The organism is Deltaproteobacteria bacterium HGW-Deltaproteobacteria-4 (genome assembly GCA_002841765.1).
GTDB lineage: Bacteria > Desulfobacterota > Desulfuromonadia > Desulfuromonadales > UBA2197 > UBA2197.
In genome coordinates, this window is the sequence record PHAV01000006.1 from 194,961 (window position 1) to 215,518 (window position 20,558).

At 58.7% G+C, this 20,558-nt stretch carries 22 protein-coding genes; all 22 read left to right on the top strand.

What is annotated here, in order from left to right:
* Positions 1-111: 111 nt before the first annotated feature.
* Complete coding sequence (locus tag CVU69_05775) at positions 112-597, top strand: YajQ family cyclic di-GMP-binding protein (GenBank protein PKN12871.1); 486 nt, start codon at positions 112-114, stop codon at positions 595-597.
* 38 nt (positions 598-635) lie between these two features.
* The gene (gene rimO, locus CVU69_05780; protein ID PKN12872.1) at positions 636-1,994 is read left to right on the top strand and encodes a 30S ribosomal protein S12 methylthiotransferase RimO; all 1,359 of its coding nucleotides are present in this window, start codon (positions 636-638) and stop codon (positions 1,992-1,994) included.
* 13 nt (positions 1,995-2,007) lie between these two features.
* Entirely contained in the window at positions 2,008-2,910 is a 903-nt protein-coding gene (locus tag CVU69_05785; GenBank protein PKN12873.1) for a tRNA glutamyl-Q(34) synthetase GluQRS, read from the top strand.
* 31 nt (positions 2,911-2,941) lie between these two features.
* A complete protein-coding gene (locus tag CVU69_05790; protein ID PKN12874.1) occupies positions 2,942-3,727 on the top strand; it encodes a hypothetical protein in 786 nt (261 codons plus the stop codon).
* 15 nt (positions 3,728-3,742) lie between these two features.
* The gene (locus CVU69_05795; protein ID PKN12875.1) at positions 3,743-4,147 is read left to right on the top strand and encodes a CoA-binding protein; all 405 of its coding nucleotides are present in this window, start codon (positions 3,743-3,745) and stop codon (positions 4,145-4,147) included.
* 331 nt (positions 4,148-4,478) lie between these two features.
* Positions 4,479-5,726: a transcription termination factor Rho gene (locus CVU69_05800; protein ID PKN12876.1), complete on the top strand. Its 1,248-nt coding sequence runs from the start codon at positions 4,479-4,481 to the stop codon at positions 5,724-5,726.
* A gap of 98 nt (positions 5,727-5,824) precedes the next feature.
* Positions 5,825-6,034 (top strand): 50S ribosomal protein L31, encoded by a 210-nt coding sequence (locus CVU69_05805; protein PKN12877.1) that lies wholly within the window; start codon positions 5,825-5,827, stop codon positions 6,032-6,034.
* Positions 6,035-6,123: 89 nt separating this feature from the next.
* On the top strand, positions 6,124-6,810 hold the full coding sequence (locus tag CVU69_05810; GenBank protein PKN12878.1) for a thymidylate synthase (FAD): 687 nt from the start codon (positions 6,124-6,126) through the stop codon (positions 6,808-6,810).
* Positions 6,803-7,876 carry a peptide chain release factor 1 gene (locus CVU69_05815; GenBank protein PKN12879.1) on the top strand — a complete coding sequence of 358 codons (1,074 nt, stop codon included), beginning with the start codon at positions 6,803-6,805 and terminating at the stop codon, positions 7,874-7,876. Before CVU69_05810 ends, CVU69_05815 begins: the two co-directional genes overlap by 8 nt.
* The gene (gene prmC / locus CVU69_05820) at positions 7,873-8,748 is read left to right on the top strand and encodes a peptide chain release factor N(5)-glutamine methyltransferase (GenBank protein PKN12880.1); all 876 of its coding nucleotides are present in this window, start codon (positions 7,873-7,875) and stop codon (positions 8,746-8,748) included. The genes CVU69_05815 and prmC overlap by 4 nt, the downstream gene beginning before the upstream one ends.
* A gap of 12 nt (positions 8,749-8,760) precedes the next feature.
* Positions 8,761-10,020 carry a UDP-N-acetylglucosamine 1-carboxyvinyltransferase gene (murA, locus tag CVU69_05825; GenBank protein PKN12881.1) on the top strand — a complete coding sequence of 420 codons (1,260 nt, stop codon included), beginning with the start codon at positions 8,761-8,763 and terminating at the stop codon, positions 10,018-10,020.
* A 69-nt stretch (positions 10,021-10,089) separates the two neighbouring features.
* Positions 10,090-10,740: an ATP phosphoribosyltransferase gene (locus tag CVU69_05830; protein PKN12882.1), complete on the top strand. Its 651-nt coding sequence runs from the start codon at positions 10,090-10,092 to the stop codon at positions 10,738-10,740.
* Between the two features lie 74 nt (positions 10,741-10,814).
* On the top strand, positions 10,815-12,110 hold the full coding sequence (gene hisD / locus CVU69_05835) for a histidinol dehydrogenase (protein ID PKN12883.1): 1,296 nt from the start codon (positions 10,815-10,817) through the stop codon (positions 12,108-12,110).
* 98 nt (positions 12,111-12,208) lie between these two features.
* On the top strand, positions 12,209-12,799 hold the full coding sequence (locus CVU69_05840; protein PKN12884.1) for an imidazoleglycerol-phosphate dehydratase HisB: 591 nt from the start codon (positions 12,209-12,211) through the stop codon (positions 12,797-12,799).
* Positions 12,800-13,420 carry an imidazole glycerol phosphate synthase subunit HisH gene (locus tag CVU69_05845; protein ID PKN12885.1) on the top strand — a complete coding sequence of 207 codons (621 nt, stop codon included), beginning with the start codon at positions 12,800-12,802 and terminating at the stop codon, positions 13,418-13,420.
* 10 nt (positions 13,421-13,430) lie between these two features.
* Entirely contained in the window at positions 13,431-14,168 is a 738-nt protein-coding gene (gene hisA / locus CVU69_05850) for a 1-(5-phosphoribosyl)-5-[(5-phosphoribosylamino)methylideneamino]imidazole-4-carboxamide isomerase (protein ID PKN12886.1), read from the top strand.
* Entirely contained in the window at positions 14,162-14,929 is a 768-nt protein-coding gene (locus tag CVU69_05855) for an imidazole glycerol phosphate synthase subunit HisF (GenBank protein ID PKN12887.1), read from the top strand. The genes hisA and CVU69_05855 overlap by 7 nt, the downstream gene beginning before the upstream one ends.
* 36 nt (positions 14,930-14,965) lie before the next feature.
* Positions 14,966-15,292: a phosphoribosyl-ATP diphosphatase gene (locus CVU69_05860; protein PKN12888.1), complete on the top strand. Its 327-nt coding sequence runs from the start codon at positions 14,966-14,968 to the stop codon at positions 15,290-15,292.
* Positions 15,293-15,379: 87 nt separating this feature from the next.
* Complete coding sequence (locus tag CVU69_05865) at positions 15,380-15,826, top strand: glutamyl-tRNA amidotransferase (GenBank protein ID PKN12889.1); 447 nt, start codon at positions 15,380-15,382, stop codon at positions 15,824-15,826.
* 17 nt (positions 15,827-15,843) lie between these two features.
* Positions 15,844-16,326, top strand: coding sequence for a colicin V production protein (locus CVU69_05870; GenBank protein ID PKN12890.1), 483 nt, complete (start codon positions 15,844-15,846; stop codon positions 16,324-16,326).
* A gap of 13 nt (positions 16,327-16,339) precedes the next feature.
* A complete protein-coding gene (locus tag CVU69_05875; protein ID PKN12891.1) occupies positions 16,340-18,700 on the top strand; it encodes an endonuclease MutS2 in 2,361 nt (786 codons plus the stop codon).
* Complete coding sequence (locus CVU69_05880; protein PKN12892.1) at positions 18,700-20,517, top strand: DNA primase; 1,818 nt, start codon at positions 18,700-18,702, stop codon at positions 20,515-20,517. Before CVU69_05875 ends, CVU69_05880 begins: the two co-directional genes overlap by 1 nt.
* The last annotated feature ends 41 nt before the right edge of the window (positions 20,518-20,558 follow it).

Below are 20,558 nucleotides of genomic sequence, written 5' to 3' on the forward strand. Positions count from 1 at the left end.
CGCTTTTATCCGAAGTTATCTGATTTGATCCGTGTGAAATTGTCTTTCCTGTTTGGTTCCGGCTTTGTCCGGCTTAGAGGTAAAATGATCTGCTAGTTGAAGGAGTGAAAGATGCCGAGTTTTGACGTGGTTTCGAAAGTTGATATGCAGGAGATCGACAACGCGGTGAATCAGGCGCGCAAAGAGATCGAGCAGCGTTATGATTTCAAGGGGACGAAGAATGAGATTGAGTTGGCCAAGGATGCCTTAAATATCCTGGCGGCCGGCGATCAGAAGCTCGACGCTGTCCTCGAAATTCTCCGTGGTAAGCTTGCCCGCCGCAACCTTTCACCCAAATGTCTCGATTACGGCAAGCGCGAGACCGCTTCCCATGATCAGGTACGGATGAAGATCGGCATTGTCCAGGGGATCTCCAAGGAGAAGGGAAAGGAGGTCGTCCAGGCGATCAAGGATTCCAAGCTCAAGGTGCAGGCGCAGATCATGGAGGATCAGGTACGGGTGACCGGGAAGAAGATCGACGACCTGCAAGAGGTGATTCAGCTGCTTAAAGGGAAAGATTTCGATATTGAACTGCAGTTTGTCAATATGCGGGATTGAATAGAGGCCGTGAAGCGTCACGGATCACAAGGAGAAGGATGGAACCGTTGAAATACCGAGTCAGCCTGGTGAGCCTCGGCTGTGCCAAGAACCTGGTCGATGCCGAAGTCATGCTCGGCCATCTGCCGGCGGAGCGTTTTGAGGTGATCACCGACGAAAGTTCGGCCGAGATCATCATCGTCAATACCTGCTCCTTTATCAAGGAGGCAAAGGAAGAGTCGATCGAAACGATCCTCGATCTCGCCGAACATAAAAAGAGCGGCAACTGTCAGCTCCTTGTCGTCTGCGGCTGCATGCCGCAACGCTATCGTGAGGATCTGGCGACCTCGATGCCGGAGGTCGATCTCTGGCTCGGTACCGGCGATGTCCCCCGCGTTGTCGAATTGATCGAAGCTAAACTGGCCGGCTCCCTGGCGGAGGGCGAGACCTTTGCCCCGCCGAACTGGCTCTACGATCACACAACGCAACGGGTGCGCTCTTCGCCGCACTATACGAGCTATGTCAAGATTGCCGAAGGGTGTGACAACCTCTGTTCTTATTGCGTCATCCCCTTTGTGCGGGGGCCCTTGCGCTCGCGGTCGATTCCTTCCGTCGTCGCCGAAGTGCAGGCGATGGTCAGCGACGAGGTGAAAGAGATCAATTTGATTGCCCAGGATATTACCGCTTTTGGCCGTGATCGCCATGACGGCCCGCGCATCGAGGATCTCCTCACTGAACTGGTGAAGATTGACGGTTTGCGCTGGCTGCGTCTCCTTTATGCTTATCCCGACGGCATCAGCGATGAGCTCCTCGACACCATCGCCCGGGAAGAGAAGATCTGCAACTATCTCGATATCCCCCTGCAGCATATCGATGACAACATCCTCGGCCTGATGAATCGCCGTATCGATGAAGCGGGGATTCGCAACCTGCTGGTACGGGTGCGCAGCCGCATCCCGGAGATGACGCTGCGGACGTCGTTTATCGTCGGCTTCCCCGGCGAGAGTGAAGAGCAGTTTGCCAAGCTTCTCGATTTTGTCAACGAAGGGCACTTTGAGCGGGTCGGGGTCTTCTGCTATTCCAGGGAGGAGGGGACGCCGGCGTACCAGCTTCCCGGACAGATTCCCGAGCGCACCAAGAAGTCGCGACGCCAGAAGCTGATGAAGGCGCAGGCGCGGGTCTCTTTCCGCAAGAATCGCGAGCTGATCGGCCGGATTGAACCGGTGCTGGTCGAAGGCTACAGTGAAGAGAGTGAGCTGCTGCTGCGCGGCCGCTCGGTCCGCCAGGCGCCGGATGTCGACGGCCAGGTCTATATTACCGCCGGCGATGCGACCGTCGGCGATATTGTCGAACTGAAGATCACCGATTCTTCGGAATACGACCTGATCGGCGAAATTGTCGAACCCGTCCTTTGCTGAAGCGATAGCACCGTTGACCCCGGTCGGGCGATTTGCTCCGAGTCCGAGCGGCCCCCTCCACTTCGGGTCGCTGCTGGCGGCCCTCGGCAGTTACCTGTCGATCCGTCGTCAGGGGGGGATCTGGCGGCTGCGCATCGAGGATCTCGATCCGTTGCGCACCGTCCCCGGTTCCGAAGATGAACTGCTGCGGACGCTGGAAGGTTTGGGTCTGGAGTGGGATGGGCCGCTGCTACGGCAAAGCGAGCGTTTTGCCGCTTACGAAGCGGCTCTGGAACAACTCGCGGCGCAAGGTCTTCTCTTCACTTGCAGCTGTTCGCGCAAGGAGATCCTTTCCACAGCGCCCCATACCGGTGAAGAGGGGCCGATCTATCCCGGCACCTGTCGTCACGGTCTGCGTGCCGGGCAGGCAGCGCGGGCGCTGCGACTGCGGGTAGACGACAGGGTTATCGCCTTTGTCGATGGGCTTTATGGCCCGTATCAGCAGAATCTCGCTCAAGATGTCGGCGATTTTGTTCTTAAACGGGCGGATGGACTCTTCGGCTATCAGTTGGCAGTGGTGGTCGATGACGGGGCCAGCGGCGTCACCGAGGTGGTACGTGGTGCTGATCTTCTCGCTTCAACGCCGCGGCAGATTTATTTGCAGCGCCTTCTCGGCCTGCCAACCCCGGCGTATCTCCATCTCCCCCTGGCCCTCGACGATGAAGGAGAAAAACTCAGTAAGCGGCATCTGCGCTATGCGCTCCCTGCCGATCCAACCCGTGCCTTGTATAGTGCCTTGATTTTTCTTGGCCAGGTACCACCGCCGGAGTTACAAAAAGCCCCGCCGGCAGAGCTGCTCGCCTGGGCGGTGGGGAATTTTACCGTGGCGGCGATTCCCCGGGAGAACCGCCGGGCTTTGGAAGATAGCGCCGATTAGCCCTACAAAACCACCACTAAAAGGAGAGAAGATGAAAACAACACTACAGATCCTGACGGTTTTATTGTTCCTCTTGATCCTCGGCGGCTGCGCCAGTAAACATTACCAGGTGGCGCCGGAGATTTATCGCGAGCGGGTCAAGGTTCTCGGCGTCCTGCCGCTGATGGTCGATGCCGAATCGACCATCCTCCATCCGCAGCGCCAGGAGATCATCGCTATCCTGCAGCAGTCGGCCAGCGAAAAGTATCTACGGCTTAGCGCCCAGCTCAGCGCCCGTGCCGGCTACAGTGAGGTGCGGCCGGTGATCATCGATACCCCGAGTCAGCTGCAACTCTTTGCCGGCAAGGCTCTGAAGACCGATAACCATGGCACTTATAACAGCTATCAGCCGGTACCGGCGGCGGTCAGTGAACTGGCACGCGCTGCCGGCGTCGATGCTCTCCTCGTTGTCGTCCTCAATGGCGTCGAAAACAAGGGGAAGCGCTGGGAGCGCCTTGGCCCCCGTTACCTCGAAAGCACTTTTAATGAAATTCAGGCTTCGGCCATGGTGCTGGCGGCGAGCGGCGAGATCCTCTGGGAGAAGCCGGGAGCCAGCGGTGTCCCCTTTGTCGATTTGCAGTATGCTGACTTTGATGAGGCGTATCACAATCGCACGGATCAGGTAACCCTGCGTTTTGTTGCCCCGGAAGGGCTTCGCCGGGCGCTGCAGGCCAGCGATAGGGGGCTTTTGGAAAAGGAAGGTTTCTCGACATTGTACCGTACCCTCTTTGATTCCCTCAGCGAGGAATTGGCGATCAGTAAATTCTGGCGGAAATAATAACAGGAGCGAGCCATGACTATTACGGAACAGATTGCAAAATTCCTTTCCTCCCCGGCTTTTGCTGTGGCCGGGGCATCAACAAAGCGGGAAAAGTACGGTAACATGGTTGTCCGTTGCTATCAGCAGCAAGGGAAAGAGGTGATCCCTCTCCATCCTCTCGAGAAGGAGATTGAAGGGCTCGCCTGCGTCACTTCGGTCAAGGATCTCCCCCCCACGGTCAAGAGCCTTTCGATGATTACACCGCCGCAAGTGACGGAGAAGATCGTCGCGGCAGCGATTGCCCATGGCATCGAGAATATCTGGATGCAGCCCGGGGCAGAGAGCGCTGCAGCGGTGGAACTCTGCCGGGAGCAGGGAGTGAACGTTATTGCCGACGGCAGTTGTATTCTGGTGGTTCTCGGTTTCCGCGGCCATTGATGATAAAAACAGCTTTTTCGCAGGAAAAAAGAGAAAAAATGAGCAACTGGAGTTGACAACCGGCAAAAAAGGGTGTTACTTAATCACGGTCAATTCCAGTTGCTTTCTTTGCTTTACTTCCAGGGACTTCCTTTCACTCTAGATCAAACCCCACTTCGTATCAGGATAGTGCAAGTTGACAGAGTTTAACTGCCCCCATGCCGCTACCCTTCGATAAATTCCGTTACCGTTTTATTGCTCTTAGCCAATTCGATTCGACCAGACCTGAACGCTTGCCGCGTGCTTTATCGCGTTGTCGTGCTGTTTTGGACGTCATGCTCAAGGAGAATTCATGAACCTGAAAGAACTGAAAGAAAAGAAGATCATTGACCTCGTCGCCATTGGCCGTGAACTCAAGGTCGAGGGTGCCCCGGGGATGCGCAAGCAGGATCTGATCTTCGGCATCCTCAATGCCACCGCCGAAAAGAATGGTGCAATCTTCGGCGAAGGGGTTCTTGAAATCCTCCCGGACGGCTTTGGCTTTCTCCGTGCTCCCGATGCGAATTACCTCCCCGGCCCTGACGATATTTATGTCTCGCCGTCGCAAATTCGTCGTTTTAACCTGCGCACCGGTGACACCGTCTCCGGACAGATTCGTCCGCCGAAGGAGGGGGAGCGTTACTTTGCTCTCCTCAAGGTCTCCGAGGTCAACTTCGAAGATCCGGCCGTGGCCCGCGAAAAGACCCTTTTTGACAACCTTACCCCCCTTTATCCCGAGGAGCGCCTCAATCTTGAGTGTGCGCCGGACAATCTGCCGATGCGGGTGATGGATATTACCACACCAATCGGTAAGGGACAGCGCGGTCTTATTGTCGCGCCGCCGCGAACCGGCAAGACCATGCTCCTGCAGAATATCGCCAACTCGATCACCACCAACCATCCCGAGGTCTATCTCATCGTCCTGCTCATCGATGAGCGCCCGGAAGAAGTGACCGATATGCAGCGTTCGGTCCACGGCGAAGTGATCTCCTCCACCTTTGACGAGCCGGCGACCCGGCACGTGCAGGTGGCGGAGATGGTCATCGAAAAAGCCAAGCGCCTCGTCGAGCACAAGCGCGACGTCGTCATTCTCCTCGATTCCATCACCCGACTGGCGCGGGCCTACAATACCGTTGTCCCCCCTTCGGGCAAGATTCTTTCCGGCGGTCTCGATTCTAATGCCCTGCACAAACCGAAACGCTTCTTTGGTGCGGCCCGCAATATTGAAGAAGGGGGCTCCTTGACGATCATCGCCACCGCCCTGGTCGATACCGGCAGCAAGATGGACGAAGTCATCTTTGAAGAGTTCAAGGGGACCGGTAACATGGAGGTCCATCTTGATCGGCGTCTCATCGAACGGCGGGTTTTTCCGGCGATCGATGTCAACAAGTCGGGCACCCGCCGTGAGGAGCTCCTCCTCGACAAGGTAAGCCTGCAGCGGATGTGGTTGCTGCGTAAGGTTTTGTCGAGCATGAATGTTGTCGATACCATGGAGTTTCTATTGGAAAAACTGGCTGCAACAAAGAGCAATCAGGAGTTTTTCGATTCGATGAACCAATAGGTTGAAATCGATTGCAAGTGAAAATGAAAGGTGCTATAAACACTTTTCTTAAAAAGCCCAATCCCCTGCACTTACCAGGGATCAAAGGAGTCACAGAGATGAAAGAAGGAATTCACCCTAATTACGACGATGTTCTGGTGAAATGCCATTGCGGCAGCACCGTTGCAACCCGTTCCACCCGCACCAAGGGGGGAGAGATCCACACGGAAATCTGTTCCCAGTGCCACCCTTTCTACACCGGTAAGCAGAAGCTGATGGATACCGAAGGGCGTATCGACCGCTTCCGTAAGAAGTACGGCCAGGTCTAGGCAAGTCCGAATCGGCCCGCAAGGGCCGATTCTTTTTTCTTCGAGGTCCCCCTACCTGTTAGCCTCGTGCACGGGGCGAAGAAAGAGCCATGCGCGTCCAATTATTGAGCTACACTCCCGATCCCGAGCAGGTGGCGGCTGCCGCCGCCCGTCTCTGCTACTCCTCGGCCGACATTTCCCGGCTGATGGAGCGGAGTCGGGACGACCATGCTGTCTTGCTGGCCAAGATCCTTGATCTCGGCCATTTTTCCGTTTTGGAGCATGCCTCCTTTACCTTCGGGATTGAAGGGATCAGTCGCGCCTGTTCGCACCAACTGGTGCGACATCGCATCGCTTCCTATTCGCAGCAGAGCCAGCGCTATGTCGCCGTACAGGAACGATTTCCGGCAATCATGCCGCCGACGATTGCCGAAAATCCGCAGCTCTCCGCTCGCTTTGAAGCCTTTCTCAATGACTGTCATGCCCTGTATGGCGAGTTGATGGCAGCCGGGATTCCAGCGGAAGATGCGCGTTTCGTGCTGCCGAATGCCGCCGAAACCAAGCTGGTGATGACGATGAATGCCCGCGAATTGCGGCACTTTTTTGCGTTGCGCTGCTGCCGGCGCGCGCAATGGGAGATCCGGGAAATGGCGACGGCAATGTTGCGCGTCTGCAAACCGGTAGCCCCTCTCCTCTTTGCCGATGCCGGTCCGGGTTGTCTGGTTGGCGCCTGTCCTGAGGGGAAGATGACCTGCGGCCAGGCCGCAATGGTGCGTCAGGAATTTAAGAATGTTTAAAAAACTTGAAGAAGTCGTCGATCGTTTCCGTGAGGTCGAAGGCCTTCTCTATGATCCGACAACAATTGCTGATCAGGGGCGTTTTCGCGCCCTGAACCGCGAGCACGCCGATCTGGCTGAAATAGTCGAGACTTTTGCCCGCTACAAGGCGATCGGCGAAGAGATCGCCGGTCTGCGCGAGCTGCTGCGCGAAAGCGATGCCGAGATGCGCGAACTCGCCAAGCAGGAGTTGCCGGAACTGGAGAATCAGCACCGCGAGTTGATTGAGGAGTTGCGTCTCCTCCTCTTGCCAAAGGATCCGAACGATGCCCGCAATGTCATCCTTGAGATCCGTGCCGGCACCGGCGGCGAAGAAGCCGCACTTTTTGCCGGCTCCCTCTTCCGCATGTACTGTCGCTATGCGGAAAACAAGGGCTGGAAAGTCGAACTTCTCAGCCTTTCGGAAGCGGACGCCGGCGGGGTCAAAGAAGCGATTGCCCTGATCAGCGGACAGCGCGTCTATTCGCGCCTCAAGTATGAAAGTGGTACACACCGGGTGCAGCGGGTTCCCGAAACCGAATCGCAGGGGCGCATTCATACCTCGGCCTGCACCGTAGCAGTCCTCCCGGAAGCCGATGATGTTGAACTTGATATCGATCCCGGTGATCTGCGCATAGACGTTTATCGGGCGCAAGGGGCCGGGGGTCAGCATGTCAACAAGACCGAGTCGGCGGTGCGGATCACCCACCTTCCGACCGGCGTCGTCGTGGCCTGCCAGGAAGGGAAGTCGCAACATAAGAATAAAGCTGCCGCGATGAAATTGCTCACAAGCCGCATCCTTGATGCGATGGTGGCGGAGCAGCATGCGCAGATCTCAGCCGACCGTAAGAGTCAGATCGGCAGCGGCGACCGCAGCGAACGGATTCGTACCTACAACTTCCCGCAAGGGCGCTGCACCGATCACCGCATCGGTCTGACCCTGTACAAGCTGGATGCGATCATGCAGGGGGATATCGACGAGATTCTCGACGCGCTGGCGACGCATTATCAAAGTCAGCTTCTCAGCGGTCAGGAGTCGCTGGCTTGAGGGAAGCCTGGACGGTCCTCGATCTCCTCAAGTGGACGGCCAGTTACTTTGCCGGCAAAGGAATTGAAAACGGCCGTCTCGACGCAGAGTTGCTCCTTGCCGAGATTCTCAAGCTCAACCGGATCGGCCTGTATCTCAATTTTGACCGACCGGTCAACAGCGACGAATTGGCGGTTTTTCGTGCCTTGATCGAACGCCGGGCGCGGCGCGAACCGATCGCTTATATCCTCGGGCGCTGTGAATTCTGGTCGCTGACCTTCAAAGTCGGCCCAGAAGTCCTCATCCCGCGCGGAGATACCGAGACACTGGTCGAAGCCGCCCTCAAGGTACTACCGCCGGGGGGGACGCTCCTCGATGTTGGTGTCGGCAGCGGTGCCATTGCTTTGGCGATTGCCCATGATCGCCCGGATGTGCAGGTCGAAGGAATCGATTTAAGTCCGGCGGCTCTGGCGCTTGCGACAGAAAATGCTCAAAATCTCGGGTTGACAGCGCGGGTGACATTGCGGCAGGGCGATCTCTTTACTCTGGATGATAGCCGCCAATACGACGTTATCGTCTCCAACCCGCCCTATATTGCCATTGGGGAGAAGGCGACACTGATGCCGGAGGTGCGCGATTTTGAACCGGCGCTCGCCCTCTTTGCCGGCGAAGATGGTCTCGACTGCTACCGCGCCCTGATCCCGGCGGCCAGGGGTGCGTTGAAGAGTTCCGGAATCCTCTTTGTTGAGGTTGGCGCCGGTCAGGCCGAAGCAGTCGCAGAGCTCTTTGCTATTGCCGGTTACGTAGAAATCTTCACCAACCGCGATCTCGCCGGGATCGATCGGGTCGTCGCCGGACGCAAGGCGTCGGGATGCATTTCGCCCAATATGTAAACGAGGAATCTCTTGGATAAATTGATCATACACGGCGGTCGTCGTCTCAGTGGTGAGGTTGCGGTCAGCGGTTCGAAGAACGCGGCATTGCCGATCTTCTTTGCCACCCTTTTGGCTGCGGGGCGGCATGAAATTGATAACGTCCCTTTTCTGCGCGATATCAATACCACCATCAAAGTTCTGACCTCCCTCGGGGCTTGCGTCGAAGGGGATGGGCATAAGGTCATTGTCGATACCACCGGGGTCGATCAGGTCGAAGCGACCTATGAACTGGTCAAGACCATGCGCGCTTCGGTTCTGGTCCTCGGGCCGCTGTTGGCGCGTTTCGGCCGCGCCCGCGTCTCCCTCCCCGGCGGCTGCGCCATCGGCGCGCGGCCGATCAATCTCCATCTCAAGGGGCTTGAGGCGATGGGGGCGGAGATCCACCTTTCGCATGGTTATGTCGAAGCGACCTGTCCGCGACTGCGCGGCGCCCGGATCTACTTTGATCTGCCGACCGTCGGCGGCACAGAGCATCTGATGATGACCGCGACCCTGGCTGAGGGGGTGACGGTTATCGAAAATGCTGCCCGCGAACCGGAGATCGCTGAACTCGCCGATGTCCTCATCAAGATGGGGGCACTCATCGAAGGGGCGGGGACCGACACCATCCGCATCACCGGTGTCAAGGAGCTGCAACCCTTTACTCATAGCGTCATGCCCGACCGCATCGAAGCCGGCACCTTCATGATCGCGGCGGCGATGACGCAGGGCGATATCCGTCTGCGCGATATGCGCCTTGACCATCTCGATGCCCTGGTCTTCAAACTTCAGGATGCCGGGGTCGAGGTCTTCACCCGTGATGGACTGGTGCATGTGCGCGGCCCGGAGGCGATTCGGCCGGTGAATATCAAGACCCGTCCTTATCCCGGCTTCCCCACCGATATGCAGGCCCAGTTCATGGCGTTGATGACGATTGCCGAGGGGACGAGTGTCATCGGCGAGAATATCTTCGAAAACCGCTTCATGCATGTCTCCGAGCTGTTGCGTTTTGGTGCGGATATCGAAATTTCCGGCAGTACCGCTACCGTGCGCGGCGTCAAGCAGCTCTCCGGGGCGCCGACCATGGCGACCGATCTGCGCGCCAGTGCCTCGCTGATCCTCGCTGCTTTGGCGGCCGACAACACCAGCGAGGTTTCGCGCATTTATCATCTCGATCGCGGTTACGAACGCATCGAAGAGAAGCTGCGCCTCCTCGGTGCGGATATCGTCCGCGTCCACGAACCGATGTAAAATGACTATGTAGGGGCGAGGCGGTGCCTCGCCCAGGGCGACCCATCGGGTCGCCCCTACGGGGAAATTATGAGCGACTGGATTACCTTTGCCCTGCCCAAGGGGCGGATCATGCAGGATTCGATGGCCCTTCTTGGCCGCATCGGCATTACCTGCCCGGAGATGGAAGACGGCGGCAGCCGCAAGCTCGTCTTCGAAAATAAAAAGGATCGCTACCGCTTTATGGCGGTGCGCGCCACCGACGTGCCGACTTATGTTGAGTACGGCTGCGCCGATCTCGGCGTTGTCGGCAAGGATACCCTCCTTGAACAGGAAAAGGACCTTTACGAGCCGGTTGACCTCAAGTTCGGCTATTGTCGGCTGGTGGTGGCCGAGCCCCGCGAGTTGCTCGAATCCGACGACCCGAGCGGTTGGTCGAATATTCGCGTCGCCACCAAGTATCCCCACATCACCGCCCGCTACTTCGCGGCGAAGGGGATCCAGGTCGAACTGGTCAAACTTTACGGTTCGATCGAGCTGGCGCCGCTGGTCGGTCTTGCCGAGCGCATTGTCGATCTCGTTTCCACCGGCGCCACCCTGCGCGAAAACGGCCTGGTCGAAGTCGAGACGATCGCCGAGATCACCAGCCATCTCATCGTCAATCGCGCCAGCCTCAAGACCAAACATCAGCGTATTCGCAAGATTATCGATGGGCTGGAAAAGGTTGTTGCGGAAGGGTAGGGGCGGTCCCCCGTGGCCGCCCGCTTTGGGCTGAATCGGGCAGGCACAGGGGCCTGCCCCTACAAGAGGTTGTTATGATGCAGATTCTTCATTTTGACGATCCGGGTTTTGCTGCAGCCTTCCAGCGCATCGAAGAGCGCGGCGAGACCCCGCCGGCCGGCGTCGAAGCAACTGTTGCCGCGATCATAGCCGATGTGCGCGAGCGGGGCGATGCGGCTCTCTTTGAATATACCTCCCGCTTTGACCGCCTTGAACTTAATGCCGACAACATCGAGATTTCGCAGGATGAGTTGAGCGCGGCTCTTGAATCGATTAGCGTCGAATCACGGCAAGCTTTGGAACTGGCGGCAGAGCGGATTACCCGCTTTCATGCCAAGCAAAAGCAGGAGACCTGGCTCTCCACCGACGAGGCCGATGTCCTCCTCGGCCAGATGGTTCGTCCTCTTGACCGCGTCGGCATTTACGTTCCCGGCGGCAAAGCTTCCTATCCTTCTTCAGTCCTGATGAACGCTCTCCCCGCCAAAGTAGCCGGGGTGACTGAAATCATCATGGTGGTGCCGACTCCGGGCGGCGAGATCAATCCCCATGTTTTGGCGGCGGCGAAGATCGCCGGCGTCGATCGCGTCTTTCGGGTTGGCGGCGCCCAGGCCGTGGCGGCTCTGGCCTATGGCACCGCCTCGATTCCGCGCGTCGACAAGATCACCGGTCCCGGTAATATCTATGTCGCCACCGCCAAGAAGCAGGTCTTTGGCCGCGTCGATATCGATATGATCGCCGGCCCGAGCGAGATTCTCATTATCAACGACGGCAGCGGCAACCCGGCGCATTTGGCCGCGGATCTCCTTTCCCAGGCCGAGCACGACGAGCTTGCCTCTTCGGTACTGGTGACCACCGATGGGGATATGGCGACGGCGGTGCAGGAACAGGTCGAGATCCAGTTGCGTCAGCTCAGTCGCGAAGTCATTGCCCGCAGTGCGATCGAGGCTTATGGTGCCATCATCGTTGCCCGAGATCTCGACGAAGTGATTGCTTTTTCCAACCGCCTCGCTCCTGAACACCTCGAACTCGCGGTCAACGACCCCTTTGCCATTCTGCCGCAGATCCGTCATGCCGGCGCCATCTTTATGGGGCATCACACCCCGGAGGCGGCCGGCGATTATCTGGCCGGCCCGAACCACACCCTGCCGACCGGCGGCACGGCGCGCTTTTTCTCGCCTCTTTCGGTCGATGATTATGTGAAGAAGTCGAGCATCGTCTCTTTTTCCGCTGCGGGTCTCAAGCGTCTCGGCAGTGAGATTGTCCGGATTGCGGAACTCGAAGGACTCGAAGCGCACGCCCGCTCCGTCTCTATCCGGCTGGAATCAGATTGATTTTTGTAGGGGCACCCCCCCGTGGGTGCCATGGTCAGGGCAGGCACAGGGGCCTGCCCCTACCGCAATGCATGAATTGTTTGATATAGGAGGTCCGTATGTCCCGTACTGCCATTGTTGACCGCAATACCGCCGAGACCAACTTTCACCTTCGCCTCGTTCTCGACGGCAGCGGCAAGAGCGAGATCAAGACCGCTGTCCCCTTCATCGATCACATGCTCACGCAGGTGGCCAAACACGGCTTCTTCGACCTGACGATTAGCGGCGAGGGCGACACCCACATCGATGATCATCATACGGTCGAAGATCTCGGTATCTGTCTCGGCCAGGCCTTTCGTATGGCCCTGGCCGACAAAGCGGGGATCCGCCGCTACGGTAGCGGCACCATGCCGATGCACGAAGCGCTGGTTTCGGTCAATATCGACTTCTCCGGCCGGCCCTTTCTCGTCTTCAACGCCGAGCTCCCGAAAGCCAAGGTCGGCACCTTTGATGTCGAGCTCGTCGAGGAGTTCTGTGTCGCGTTCTGCAATCACGCTGGCGCGAACCTGCATGTGAATCTCCATTACGGCGAGAACCTCCATCACATCGTCGAAGCGATCTTCAAGGCGCTGGGGCGGGCTCTTGACGACGCCACCCAGCTCGATCCGCGCATCTCAGGGGTACGTTCGAGTAAAGGATGTCTGGACTAGATGATTACCATCATCGATTACGGTATGGGCAATCTGCGCAGTGTGCAGAAGGGCTTTGAACGCGTCGGTTTACATGCGCAGGTGACAAGCGATCCGGATGTGGTCGCCAGGGCCGAACGCCTCGTTCTCCCCGGTGTCGGCGCCTTTCGCGACTGTATTCATAACCTGCGCGCTGGTGGTTTTGTCGAGCCGATTATGGCGCATGTCGCCAGTGGTCGGCCCTTCCTTGGGATCTGTCTCGGCCTGCAACTCCTCTTTACCGAGAGTGAAGAGTTCGGCAACCACCAGGGGTTGGGAATTATCCCCGGAAAAGTGGTGCGCTTTCCGGCCGGAATGATCGTGGATGGTGAGGAACTCAAGGTGCCGCACATGGGGTGGAACCGCATCACCATGCATCGGCCTTCGTCCCTGTACCACGGCATTGCCGATAACAGCTTTGTTTACTTTGTCCACTCCTATTATGTCGTCCCGGATGATCTGAGTGTCGTGGCGACCGAGACCGATTACGGGATCAACTACTGTTCCTCGATCTGTCGCGACAATGTCGTGGCGACCCAGTTTCACCCCGAGAAGAGCCAGGCAATCGGGCTGAAGATGCTGGAAAATTTCGGAAAGATGTAAGGATATTTCAATGATTGTTATCCCCGCCATTGATTTGAAAGAAGGTAAATGTGTTCGCCTCGAGCAGGGGCTGATGGAGAAAGATACGGTCTTCTCCGACAACCCCGGCGCTCAGGCGCGCGCCTGGCAGGATCAGGGGGCGGAGCTTCTCCATATTGTCGATCTCGACGGCGCCTTTGCCGGTGAGCCGAAGAATCGCAGCGCCATCGAAGCGATTCTGGGGGCGATCACCATCCCCGCCCAGCTGGGCGGCGGTATCCGTGACATGGCGACGATTGAAGCCTATCTGAGCCTCGGCCTTTCGCGCGTCATCATCGGCACGGCGGCGCAGCGTAATCCGGCTCTGGTCGAAGAGGCGTGCCGTAAATTCCCCGGCCGGATCGTCGTCGGCATCGATGCCAAGAACGGCATGGTCGCGGTGCAGGGGTGGGCGGAAGTCACCGATATCACCGCCATTGAACTGGCGAAAAAGTTTGAAGGCTTCGGCGTCAGCGCGATCATCTATACCGATATCAGCCGCGACGGCATGATGCAGGGGGTGAATATCGATGCCACCCGCCAGCTCGCCGAAGCGATCTCCATCCCGGTCATCGCTTCCGGCGGCCTCTCCACCCTCGCTGATATCGAGAAGCTCATGGCGATCGAATCATCCGGGGTGATCGGTGCCATCACCGGCAAGGCGGTCTACACCGGCGCCATCGATCTCGCCGAGGCAGTGGCTCTGACCAAACGGGGTTGTGCATGCTGACCAAACGTATTATCCCCTGTCTCGACGTTAAGGACGGTCGGGTCGTCAAAGGGGTTCAATTCCTTGAGCTGCGTGATGCCGGCGATCCGGTGGAGGCGGCGGAGGCTTACGACGCCCAGGGGGCAGACGAGCTGACCTTTCTCGATATCACGGCCAGTCACGAAAATCGCGAAACGATCGTCGATGTGGTGCGTCGTACCGCTGAGCGGGTCTTCATGCCGTTGACCGTCGGCGGTGGGATCCGTGAGATCGCCGATATTCGGCGCATGCTCAATGCCGGGGCGGACAAGGTCTCGATCAATACCGCTGCGGTGCAGCGTCCTGACTTTGTCCGTGAAGCCGCGGAACGCTTTGGTTCGCAGTGTACCGTTGTCGCTATCGATGCCCGCCGCGTCCCCGGCTCTGAACCGGCACGCTGGGAGGTCTACACCCACGGCGGCCGCAATGCCACCGGGATCGATGCCATCGAATGGGCGACCCGCATGGAGCTGTACGGCGCCGGCGAGATTCTCCTCACCTCCATGGACAAGGACGGCACCAAGGATGGCTACGATCTCGGTCTGACCCGCGCGGTGAGCGATGCGGTCTCGATCCCGGTCATCGCCTCCGGCGGCGTCGGCAATCTCGAACATATTCATCAGGGTCTCACCACCGGCGGAGCCAGTGCCGCGTTGGCGGCGAGTATCTTCCATTTTCGCGAGTACACCATCGCCGAGTGTAAGGAATATCTGCGCGAGCGCGGTGTCGCGGTACGTTTGTAGGGGCGAAAAATTTTTCGCCCGTTTTTGAGGTCTACCATGACAGAAAAAACCGACATCATTGACGCCGTCTACCGCGTCATCATGGACCGCAAGGCGCAGCCGGACGAAAAGTCCTACACTGCCTCCCTTTACGCGAAGGGGCTCGACAAGATCCTCGGCAAGATCGGCGAAGAAGCGACGGAGCTGGCTGTCGCCGGCAAAGGCGGAGTACGTAAGGAGATTGTCAGTGAAGCGGCGGATGTCATCTTCCACATGCTTGTCCTCCTCGGTCACTACGGTATCGAGCCGCAGGAGATCCGCGACGAACTGAGCCGGCGTTTCGGCACTTCGGGGATTGCGGAGAAGGAAAGCCGGGGGCAATAATTCGGTCATTCGTAGATACCCTTAGCACAGCGAACGCGACGTTCTCCCCAAGAATCAATAACCGTTCAACAACATACGGAGAAGGCAATGACGATCAAAGAACGCTTGAACGAAGAGATGAAAGATGCGATGCGCGCCAAAGATGCCCTGCGCCTCAGCACCATCCGCATGATCCGCTCGGCGATCAAGAATAAAGAGATCGAACTGATCAGCGAGCTTGACGATCAAGGGGTGATCGGCGTCATGTCGACCATGGCCAAGCAGCGCAAGGAGTCGGCCATCGCTTTTCGCGAAGGGAACCGTTTAGAACTGGCGGAAAAAGAAGAGAAAGAGCTGGAGATCATCCTGACTTTTCTGCCGCAACAGCTCGACGAAGCTGCCATCAAGGCGATCATCGAGGAGGTTGTTAGCGAAGTCGGTGCCACGACCGCCAAGGATATGGGGAAGGTGATGAAAGTTCTCACCCCGAAGACTTCCGGTCGTGCCGATGGTCGACTCGTCAGCGAACTGGTCAAGGCGCGTCTTGCCGGGTAAGGAAAGGGTGCAGGGAGATGAACGGTCTTGATCTCGCAATTCTCCTCATCCTTGTTCTTTTCCTGGTCAAAGGGCTGTGGAAGGGGCTGATCCGGCAACTCTGTTCGCTGGCCGGGATTGTTCTCGGCATTTTTCTTTCCTGGAGTTTCAGCGAAATTCTCGGCCCGGAGTTGGCACGGATCACCGCCTGGCCGCTACGCGTCAGTGTCGTTGTCGTCGGCGCCATGCTCTTCTTTGCCGGTGTCCTTGCCTTCTTTATCCTCGGTTTCTACCTCGGCAAGTTGGCGAAGCAGCCGGTGTTGGCGGTATTGAATCGTTTTAGCGGCGCCCTCTTCGGGGTGATCGAAGGAGTGGTGATCCTCGCTGTCGTCATTTACCTGCTCACCCTTTGGCCGCTGGTGGCGCGCAAAACAGTGGTACAGACTGCGACCCTGACGCCGCCATTTGTCCGTCTCGGCGCGGTCATTCTCCAGGATACGCCGGTGACGCGGCCCCGATGAGGACATTTTCTCCATGAGTCCCGACCTGCTGCGGGTTCTCGAATTCGACAAATTTATTACCCTGCTATCCCGTTTCACCGCTTCCGAGCCGGGGCGGGAGCTGGTTCTGGCCCTCGCCCCTCTCGGGGAGAAAGCTGCGGTCAAGCTGGCGTTGGCGGAAGCGGCGGAGATGGTGACCTACCAGTCAACCGGAGGAACCCTTCCGCTCGCCGGCAATCGTGATCTCCTGCCGCTCCTCGGGCAGTTGCAGGCGGAAGGGAGTTGGCTGGCGCCGCTGGCCCTCCTTGATCTCCTCGTCAGCCTCGAGGCGGCACAAGAGTGCCGTCGTGCCCTGACCGGACGGGCAGAGTTGGCGCAGTTGCAGGTGTTGGTGGCGGGGATTACGCCACTACGTGACCTTGCAGACGAATTGCGGGGGACGATCGGCCCGCGCGGTGAAATTCTTGATCGCGCTTCTGCCGATCTGGCGGCCATCCGTCGGCAGATGCTGCAACTGCGGGGACGTATTCGCAAAACCCTCGAAGGGCTGTTGCTGTCCGAGAGGTACGCCGGCGTCTTCCAGGATAATCTCGTCACCGAGCGCAACGGCCGTTATGTGCTGCCGGTACGGGCTGACCACCGCAGCCGCATCAAGGGGTTTGTTCACGACGAATCGGCGAGCGGCCAGACCCTGTATGTCGAGCCGGCGACGGTGCTCGACGCCAATAACGAATTGCAGCATCTGCAACGGGAAGAAAAGCGGGAGGAGGAACGGATCCTTCGTCGTCTTTCTGCTGCGGCCCGGCACTATCGCCCGGATCTGCTGGAAAACCAGCGCATCCTCACCCGACTTGATCTCCGCGCTGCCATTGGCCGATATGCGCGGCTGACCGATGCCTGTGCCCCGCAGCTGGTGGCGACGCCGCTTCTCGAGCTGCGCAGCGCCCGTCATCCGCTGTTGCTCATTGATCCGGCCGGTTCGCCGCGGGATATGGCGGTGGTGGCGATCGATCTCCTCCTCGGCGAAGAAAGCGATACGCTGGTGGTCAGCGGCCCCAATACCGGCGGCAAGACTGTGGCCCTGAAGACGGCGGGACTCCTTTTGACCATGGTGAAGGCGGGGCTGCCGATCCCCTGTTCACCGGCGAGCCGGGTCCATCTCTTTGCCCGCCTCTTTGCCGATATCGGCGACGAGCAGAGTCTGGAGCAGAGCCTGTCAACCTTCTCCGGACATCTGGTGCGGCTGCGTGAGATTTTGGCGGCGGCGGATGGTGATTCCCTTGTCCTTCTCGACGAGGTCGGCACCGGCACCGATCCGAGTGAAGGGGGAGCGCTGGCACTGGCCATCCTCGATACTCTGCGCGAGCGCGGGGCGCGGGTCATGGTCACCACCCATCTCAATCTGGTCAAGGGCTATGCCCAGCTCCACCCCGGAGTGAGTAATGCTGCGGTTGAATTTAATCACCAGACCCTGGCGCCGGCCTATCGCCTGCACTACGGCATTCCCGGTGCCAGTAACGCCATGACCATCGCCCGCCGTCTCGGTTTGCCGGAGGATGTCCTGGCGCGGGCGGAAGCTTATCTCGGTGATGACGAACGCGCCGGCTTGCAGGTGATGGAAGAGTTGAATCTCCTCAAACAGCAGGCCTACGCTGAGCGGGACACGGTACGGCAGCTGCGGTTGCAGGCCGAAGTTGATCGCGACAAGCGCAATCGCCTGCTGCAAGAGAGTGAAGCGCAGCGTCAGGAGTTGCTTGAGAAGGCGACCCGCCGTGCCGACCGCCTGCTGCGCGACACCGAAGTTCGGTTAAAGATGATTCTCACCCAGGCGGAAGCGGGGACCCACGATGCCCGTTCCCGGGCGGAGTTGACCAGCGCCCTGCACGTGGTGCGCGACGAGGTGACGCAGGTGCGCACCTTGCCGGCAGTCCCGCCCAAACCGCCGACGGAGGTCAAGCTCGGCGAGATCCTGCGCATCGTCGATTTACGGAGTGAAGGAGAGGTGACGCGCCTCCTGGACGGGGAAGTTGAACTCGACTGCGGCGGTAAGAAGCTGCGTCTCCCTCTGGCCCGGCTCGCCCCTTGTTCGCCCCGGCGTTTTGCCCGTAAAGGGGCGGCGCGGATGAAGAAGACGATCGAGGAGCGACCGGTCCAGACGAAACTTCTCCTGGTCGGCAAGCGGATGGAAGAAGCCCTGATCCTCCTTGATCGTGCTCTTGATGACGCCTTGATCAATGGCTTGAGCGAAATGGAGATTGTGCATGGCTCAGGCGAAGGGATCCTGCGCCGGGCGGTGCGGGAATTCCTTGCCGGACATCAGGGCATTCGCGGTTTTCATCCCGCCGAAGCCGGACATGGCGGCGATAATGTGACAGTTGTGGAGCTGGGCGGCTGATGGCGGGATTGATAGCTGATGAAACGATCGAGCGCATCCGCGAACGGGTTGATATCGTTGAGCTGATCTCTTCCTATCTCCCCCTCAAGCGCTCCGGCGGCAATTATCAGGGACTCTGTCCTTTTCACGGCGAGAAGACCCCTTCTTTTAATGTCAATCCGGCGCGGCAGATCTTCCACTGCTTTGGCTGCGGCGTTGGCGGCAATTCCGTCTCCTTTGTCATGAAGATGGAGGGGCTCTCCTTCCCGGATGCGGTCCGTCGTCTCGGCAGCCGGGTCGGGATCGTTGTCGAGGAAGAAGCGCCGACTGCCGAACAAACGCAACGCCGGGAAGCGGTTATCCGATTGCTGCGCATCATGGAAGCGGCGGCGACGGCTTATGAGCGCGTTCTCCTTAAGGAGGAAGCTGGAGCACGAGGGCGGGATTATCTCAAGGAGCGCGGCTACGCCAGCGAAACCGCCAAGCTCTTTCATCTCGGTTATGCACCGGAACAGTCCGACTTCCTGTGTAAAGAGCTGGAAGCGGCCGGAGTCGAGATGAGAGACGCCGAAGAGCTCGGCCTGGTGCGCAGCGGCACCTCAAGGCCTGGGCGCTACGATCTGCTGCGCAACCGGCTGATCTTCCCGATCCAGGATGAGCGCGGTCGTATCGTCGCTTTTGGCGGCCGTGCTCTTGGCGATGCGCAGCCCAAATACCTGAACTCGCCGGAGTCGCTCCTTTATCACAAAGGGCAGATCCTCTATGGTCTTTTTCAGGCAAAAGAAGCGATGCGGCGCAGCTCCGAAGCGATCATCGTCGAAGGTTACTTTGACCTCCTCGCCCTGCACCGCGCCGGTCTGACCCACACCGTCGCCCCCTGCGGTACGGCTCTGACGACCGAGCAGGCGCGCTTGATCAAGCGTTTTGCTTCGCGGGTCTTTCTCCTCTTTGATCAGGATAGCGCCGGGCAGAAAGCGAATCAGCGGGCGATGGAGATCTTCCTTGCCGAAGGGATCAGCCCTCTTCTCGTCACCCTCGACGCTGGCGATGATCCTGATTCTTATCTGCGCAAGCAGGGGGCGGAAGCGATGCGTGAGCGTCTTGCCGCGGCCCAGCCGGCGCTGGAACTCTTCATTGATGCGACCCTCAAGGCCTGTGGTGAGAGTATCGAAGGACGCGCCCGGGGGGCGGAACGGGTTTTACCGCTGATCAAGCTTCTTCCTTCGGAAATGGAGAGAAATCTTTATCTGAAAGCATTGGCACAACGTACCGGGATCGATGAACAGTTGTTGATGCGCGGCAGAAAAAGCGATGCCGGCAGCGAGGCGCGGCTCAAGGCGCGCCCCCCGCAACTACCGGCGTTGCCGCGCAGTCGCGAGCGGCTGCCGGGGAGCGAACGGGTCGAAAAGGCGCAGGATCTGATCCTCCATCTTTTTGTCCAGGGGCGGATCGATAAGTCGTTGATTGAGCGGGACGGTTTAGAAACGCTCTTCCCTGACCCCGAGCGCCAAAAAATCGTTCAGGCTGCCCTTGCATTTAGCGTAAAGGGTGAACATATTGATACGACACGCCTGCTCGACCAGTTGAGTGATGGTGCGCAGTCGATCCTTGCCGGCATCCTGCTCAAGGAGGATCGCGGCGTCGAAGTCGATCTGGCGGAACAGACCTATGACGACTGTCGCCGGACGTTACTCAAGGATGCTTTGCAACGGCGCAGTCGGGAATTGACCGAATGCGTGCGCCGGGCAGAGCTGGCCGGTGATCTCGCCGGAGCAGCTGCCTTTCAGGAAGAACAGATTCAGTTGAACCGGCAATTAAAGAGTGGAAAGATTTTTTGATCGATATTGAACACCTGTGATCTTTGGCAGGAAAAGGAGCG